Annotated in this window: 4 protein-coding genes and 2 pseudogenes; 3 read left to right on the top strand and 3 right to left on the bottom strand. The window is 33.7% G+C overall.

Annotated features, from left to right (window positions below):
* Positions 1-15 precede the first annotated feature (15 nt).
* Genes HMPREF9304_RS13820 through HMPREF9304_RS09650 form a run of 3 tightly spaced genes read left to right on the top strand, consistent with a single transcriptional unit; the run spans position 16 to position 4,044 of the window.
* Positions 16-1,065 (top strand): class I SAM-dependent methyltransferase, encoded by a 1,050-nt coding sequence (locus HMPREF9304_RS13820; protein WP_052046071.1) that lies wholly within the window; start codon positions 16-18, stop codon positions 1,063-1,065.
* 19 nt (positions 1,066-1,084) lie between these two features.
* Positions 1,085-3,295, top strand: a complete 2,211-nt coding sequence (locus tag HMPREF9304_RS09655) for a peptidase domain-containing ABC transporter (RefSeq protein ID WP_036928551.1) — start codon at positions 1,085-1,087, stop codon at positions 3,293-3,295.
* A 17-nt stretch (positions 3,296-3,312) separates the two neighbouring features.
* Positions 3,313-4,044 carry a hypothetical protein gene (locus HMPREF9304_RS09650; protein ID WP_036880523.1) on the top strand — a complete coding sequence of 244 codons (732 nt, stop codon included), beginning with the start codon at positions 3,313-3,315 and terminating at the stop codon, positions 4,042-4,044.
* A 16-nt stretch (positions 4,045-4,060) separates the two neighbouring features.
* Here HMPREF9304_RS09650 and HMPREF9304_RS09645 read toward each other — a convergent pair.
* The 3 genes and pseudogenes from HMPREF9304_RS09645 to HMPREF9304_RS09635 form a co-directional block, all read right to left on the bottom strand.
* A pseudogene (locus tag HMPREF9304_RS09645) lies at positions 4,061-4,594 on the bottom strand (IS982 family transposase); the annotation flags it as partial.
* A gap of 146 nt (positions 4,595-4,740) precedes the next feature.
* Positions 4,741-5,190: a plasmid mobilization protein gene (locus tag HMPREF9304_RS09640; RefSeq protein WP_036880521.1), complete on the bottom strand. Its 450-nt coding sequence runs from the start codon at positions 5,188-5,190 to the stop codon at positions 4,741-4,743.
* Positions 5,191-5,554: 364 nt separating this feature from the next.
* Positions 5,555-5,637, bottom strand: a pseudogene (locus tag HMPREF9304_RS09635) (helix-turn-helix domain-containing protein); the annotation flags it as partial.

Raw genomic sequence — 5,637 nt, 5'->3', positions numbered from 1 at the left:
AAATAATAACCAATCATGAGTAATAGTTCTTCACACTCTGATAGGAACCAATCTGACATCATAAAAACAGACCTTAGTCTTTTTCAAAGGCTGCCAATATGCTTTATTGATGATTTCGTAGTATATGAGAAAAGTGTAGATGTTCTACGTCAACTGAATAGGAATATACTTATACTCTGTGATTTTAGCATCAAAGAGGTAAATGAAGATGTGGATCTGATTTTAATAGAAGTAGAATACGTAAGAAAAGAGTTTTTCCTTCATTTATTCAAGATTCTAAAACCTAGTGCTGCATTTATATTACAATTAGAGAAGGAGAATAGTACTTGTTGGATTAGTGCTATTTTAGAAAGTCAAATCTTGAGTATAGATGTTGATATAGAAAACATATCTAATTCACAACAATTCTCGTACAATCGAATAAACAATACACTCTGGAAGGAGGTATATTCACATTCTTACAAAGATTTAGTAGGATTAAATATTGGGTGTGGCCAGAGACCTTTACCTAATTGGTTAAATACTGATATAGTACCTCATCTACCACATATATATTATATGGATGCAAGGTTAAGATTTCCTTTTCCTGACAACTCATTTCATAATATATTCTCCGAGCATATGTTTGAACATTTAAATTTTAAGGACGGGGTAAATATGCTTCAAGAAGTATACAGAGTTCTTGATAAAAATGGAATATTTACCTTATCAATACCTACGCTTGATTTTTTAATGAAGCTCTATAATTCATCCAACGATGATATACATCAAGAATATATAGAATGGAGTATATCAAGGTATGATCAGTTTACAAAAAACTTTTATCAAAATCAACCAGTCCCTTCAATGTTTGTCATAAATAATTTTATGAGATTTTGGGGACATAAAATGATATATGATGTTAGCACATTAACAGATATATTATACAAAATCGGATTTCGTGAGATAACTTGCTTTGAGATAGGCGAATTCAGCTTGAACAATACCAATTTAGAGCATCATGGAACGATAATTCCTGATTGGACAAATAAACTTGAAGCAAAAACTTTAGTATGTTACAAATAATTAAACCGATTTAATTGCAATGTTAAAAAAAACATTCCCTCATTACACTCAATTAAATTCAAGTGATTGCGGTCCAACTTGCTTACGTATGATTGCAAGTTTTTATGGTAAAGAATATTCACAAGAAACTATACGTAGACACTGCTTCATTTCGAGAGAGGGCGTATCTTTACTCGGTATATGTGATGCTGCTGAATATATAGGGATGCACTGTCTTGGGATGAAACTTACAATAGATCAGTTGGTTGATGAAGTAAATTTTCCATGTATCCTACATTGGAATCAAAATCATTTTGTTGTATGTTATGATGTAAAACGTTCACGAATAGGTGAGAAATATAAATTTTATATAGCTGACCCTGCTTCTCAATGTATTACATATAATGAAGAGGAGTTTAAAAAAGGGTGGATTAGTAGTAAGTTTAAGGGGGAAGAGTGTGGAGTTGCTTTGCTCCTTGAACCAGATGTGGATTTTGGAAAAAATGAAGATGATTGTTATACACCTGAGAAAAAGAGGAATTTCCGCACTTTTGCCCATTACTACTTACAACACAAACGTTTATTACTTCAAATTATAGCAGGTATGCTAGTTGGTATAGGAATGCAGTTTATCTTCCCATTCTTAACACAAGCTATGGTTGATGTTGGTATTGGACATAAAAATTTCAATATTGTTACTTTAATCTTAATTGCCCAAATCATTCTATTTATAGCTCAGCTATCCGTAGATTTTATTCGAAGTTGGGTACTACTCCATATTAATGCTCGTGTTGATATTACCTTAATCTCTAGCTTTCTCTATAAATTAACGTGCATGCCTCTTAATTTTTTCGATACACGTAAATTAGGAGATACGTTACAACGTGTAGGTGATCATGCAAGAATCAAGAGTTTTTTAATGGGAAACAGTCTAAATATTATTTTTTCATTCGTCTCCTTAATCATATTTTCTTGTGTATTAGCATATTATAGTATAATGATTTTTTCCATTTTTATGGTAGGGAACATTCTCAACTTATTATGGATTACAATATTTATGAAATACAGACGTGAACTAGATAGTAAACGGTTTGGATTATCCAGCACTGAACAAAATAGATTAGTTCAACTTATTCAAGGAATGCAAGATATTAAATTAAATAATTGCGAAAGAGAAAAAAGATGGGAATGGGAGCATTTACAAATCGGTTTGTTTCGAATTAGCTCAAAAGGCTTAACAATTACTCAAATACAACAAACAGGTAGTTCATTTCTTTCTCAAGCTACTAACTTTATCATTCTTTATCTATCAGCAACTGCTGTTATCCATGATAATATGACTTTAGGAATGATGATGTCAGTTTCATATATCATAGGTCAATTGTCTGCTCCTTTTGCTGATTTTGTAAATTTTGCATATGCATTGCAAGATGCTCGTATCAGTATGGAACGATTAAATGATATTTACGAACAAGAAGATGAAGAAGACGATATTGATAAAAATATGACAATATTGCCTACAGATCATAATATTAGAATTGAAAATATGTATTTTAGCTATAGTGGTAATTCTCGTAATTATACATTACAAGATATAAATCTAACTATTGAGGCTGGTAAAGTTACAGCCATAGTAGGTAGCAGTGGAAGCGGCAAAACAACTCTTATAAAAATTCTACAAGGATTTTACAAACCAAATCAAGGCTCTGTTTGTATTGGTAATGTTCCATTGGAACTCATAAATCCGCATGTTTGGAGGGCTTCTACTGGTAGTGTTATGCAAGATAGCTTTTTATTCTCTGATAGTATTGCTAAAAACATCGCTTTATCTACCGAACAAATCGACATAAAACGACTTCAGCTTGCATCCAAAATGGCAAACGTTGACTCGTTTATATCTACCATGCCTTTGGGTTATAACACTAGAATAGGTATGGAAGGAATTGGAGTAAGTCAAGGTCAGAGACAACGTATTCTGATAGCTAGAGCTATTTATAAAAACCCCGAATTTATCTTCTTTGACGAGGCAACGAATGCTTTGGATGCAACTAATGAATGGGAAATAATGAATGCTTTACATAGTTTCTATAAAGGCAAAACAGTAGTCATTGCAGCACATAGACTGAGTACAATATCTCAGGCTGATCAAATTGTTGTAATTAAAGAAGGTAAGATTGTTGAAGTTGGTAGTCATGAACAATTATTAGAAAAAAAAGGAGAGTATTACGAACTTGTAAACTATCAAATGTAGAATATAATAAACAGCTAATGAAAGAATCTGTAAAAGATAATTTGACTAGAGATAAAAAGAATCTTCATAATGAAATAGAGTTAAATAGTTATGAGGTTCAGAAGGTTATGGGACGTATCCCATCAGGAATCATTCGAATGGGGCAGGGAATTATTTTATTAGTATTCATATGTATATGTATTATGTGTTTTTTTATTAAATACCCAGAGTACACTACTATATATAGCGAAATTAGTAATGTCAATAAAATGCAATCTGTTAGATATAGCAAACCAACTATAATTGACAAAATATACAAAAACGATGGTGACATAGTTTGTAAAGGGGATACGATATGCTCCATGAAGGATAATTCTGATGTTAAATATCTCATATCAAATAACACAGGGTATATATATATAACAAATGAATTTAGAGAAGGGCGTTTTGTAGATTCTAGTAAAATTCTGTATGTTATCATTGACTCGTTGAACAAAGCACCATTCTCTTCTTTTTATGTAACCAGTACACAAATTTTATACCTAAAAAATGGAATGTATATCGAAGGTGAGTGGGAACATGGAATTATAAGAGGATTAATTACAGAAATGTCTAATAGACCTGATCCTCAGACGGGGCTGTTTAACGTAATAGTTAAATGGAATCAATATAATATGAATTCCTATTATCCTTTTTATAAGAGAAAAATTATTATTAAATTACATATGTCAGATACACAACTTTGGAAAGTCCTTTTACATTATAATTAACGTGAGTTCGACGAATTCAGAACAGAGTAAGCTGTGTATCAATAGTCCTTTGTACATTGATACACGGTTTCTTGGGAAACAAAGAATAGGCAGCAATAGCGCCTAATAAATTGACGATGAAATTGTCAAAGCATCTATGTCTGGAGTGTTCCACCTGCGCAATATTCTTAAGCTCGTCATTCACCGTTTCTATAATGGCTCTTTTACTGAGTAAGAGTCTGTCAGAAACACTCATCAAAGCTCCTTTCATATTGCTTTTCAGCTTGGTAATAAGTTGTATTCCATCCACAAACAGTCTTTGGAAGAGATTCTTGCTGATGTACCCTTTGTCGCCGACCAGCTTGCCATACATGAAATCTACAAAAGCTTTGTATTCCAAAGGCTTACGATCACCAACATCTCCCGGTGTTATCATAAAATTGAGAAGCTCTCCTTTCTCATTGCAAATCAAATGCAATTTGAAACCGAAGAACCAGCCCATAGAGCATTTTCCTCTTTAAGCTATGCCTTTGAAAACTTTGTGAATATGTATTCTCTGGCTTTTGCAGACAAATTCGAGAAACGAATATCTCCCTTCTTTGCACAAATGATCAAACTACAAGAAGAAATACAACAATTAACTAAACAGCGCGACGAACTTCTCCCTCTCCTAATGAACAACCAGGTAAAAGTCGGTGTCGAGCGTTCTCGACTAAATTATGATTTAGCGTATCCAAACTCCTTTTTTCTTCTGAAATCAACCGTGAGGCTTATTGTTTGTTCCTGTATGGATTTTATTTCATGGGTGAGATTTATAAGTTCTTGCAATAATTCATTTACGCTATTCTTTACCGTATAAAGGTGCATCAAGCGGACGACTTGATTATAGTTTATGCCAATCTTATGCACTTGGGCTGTGAGTTCGGAGAGCTTGCGGTAATACTCCACGGCAGATTTATCCACCGTTATCACCTTGAAATGCTCTCCAAGGATACGGGCACGAACGAAATCGGACTTGCTCACTGCCCCCGACTTGTTGTACAGGTCAATGGCACGCAGCTGGTCTTTTACATCGGGCATACGGGTGTCCCACCGGTCCCAATGGGGAACTTCTACTATGTTTCGATGTCCGTAACGATTCTCATTGGCTATTTCTAATTTTGGCATAATCTTAATTGTTTTGTTTGTTGTCTAATCACGACTTTGGAGTGATTTAATCCCCTTTCGGGGCAAGGGCTTTTTGTGGGACAAACGGTAGTTTGTCGGACAAAGACACACCTTGCCAGTATAAAGAAAGAGATAGTTTGTTATGTTCCATAAAGTAACNTTTCTGGGGCNCTTTTGATAGACGAGAGTTCAAAGTTCAAGAAGTAAATCAAGAGATAAGTTTAGACTAATNTCTTGACTTACTGACTTTATGAGCTGACATATTTTTGACTAAAGTTAATTTTAACTTAGGTCGAAACTAATTTCTTGACCAAAGTCACAANTGACCATTTGACTTAAGTCGCGACTGATTTCTTANCTTAACTCATAACTTACCTGTTTGCGGTATTGGATTATAATGCCTTTCAAGCATTGTCTGTATGTCGCTCTGCTTGTATAGTATCTTCC

The sequence above is a fragment of the Hoylesella timonensis S9-PR14 genome, assembly GCF_000762405.1.
GTDB classification, from domain to species: domain Bacteria; phylum Bacteroidota; class Bacteroidia; order Bacteroidales; family Bacteroidaceae; genus Prevotella; species Prevotella timonensis_A.
Note: the sequence above shows the minus strand (reverse complement) of the source record. Positions and strands in the feature narration are given on the sequence as shown.

What these genes read in the sequence shown, in the direction of transcription:
- HMPREF9304_RS09655 (WP_036928551.1), top strand. Translation starts at nt 1,085, where the DNA reads ATGTTAAAAAAAACATTCCCTCATTACACTCAATTAAATTCAAGTGAT.
- HMPREF9304_RS09650 (WP_036880523.1), top strand. Translation starts at nt 3,313, where the DNA reads ATGAAAGAATCTGTAAAAGATAATTTGACTAGAGATAAAAAGAATCTT.
- HMPREF9304_RS09640 (WP_036880521.1), bottom strand. Translation starts at nt 5,190, where the DNA reads ATGCCAAAATTAGAAATAGCCAATGAGAATCGTTACGGACATCGAAAC.
- HMPREF9304_RS13820 (WP_052046071.1), top strand. Translation starts at nt 16, where the DNA reads ATGAGTAATAGTTCTTCACACTCTGATAGGAACCAATCTGACATCATA.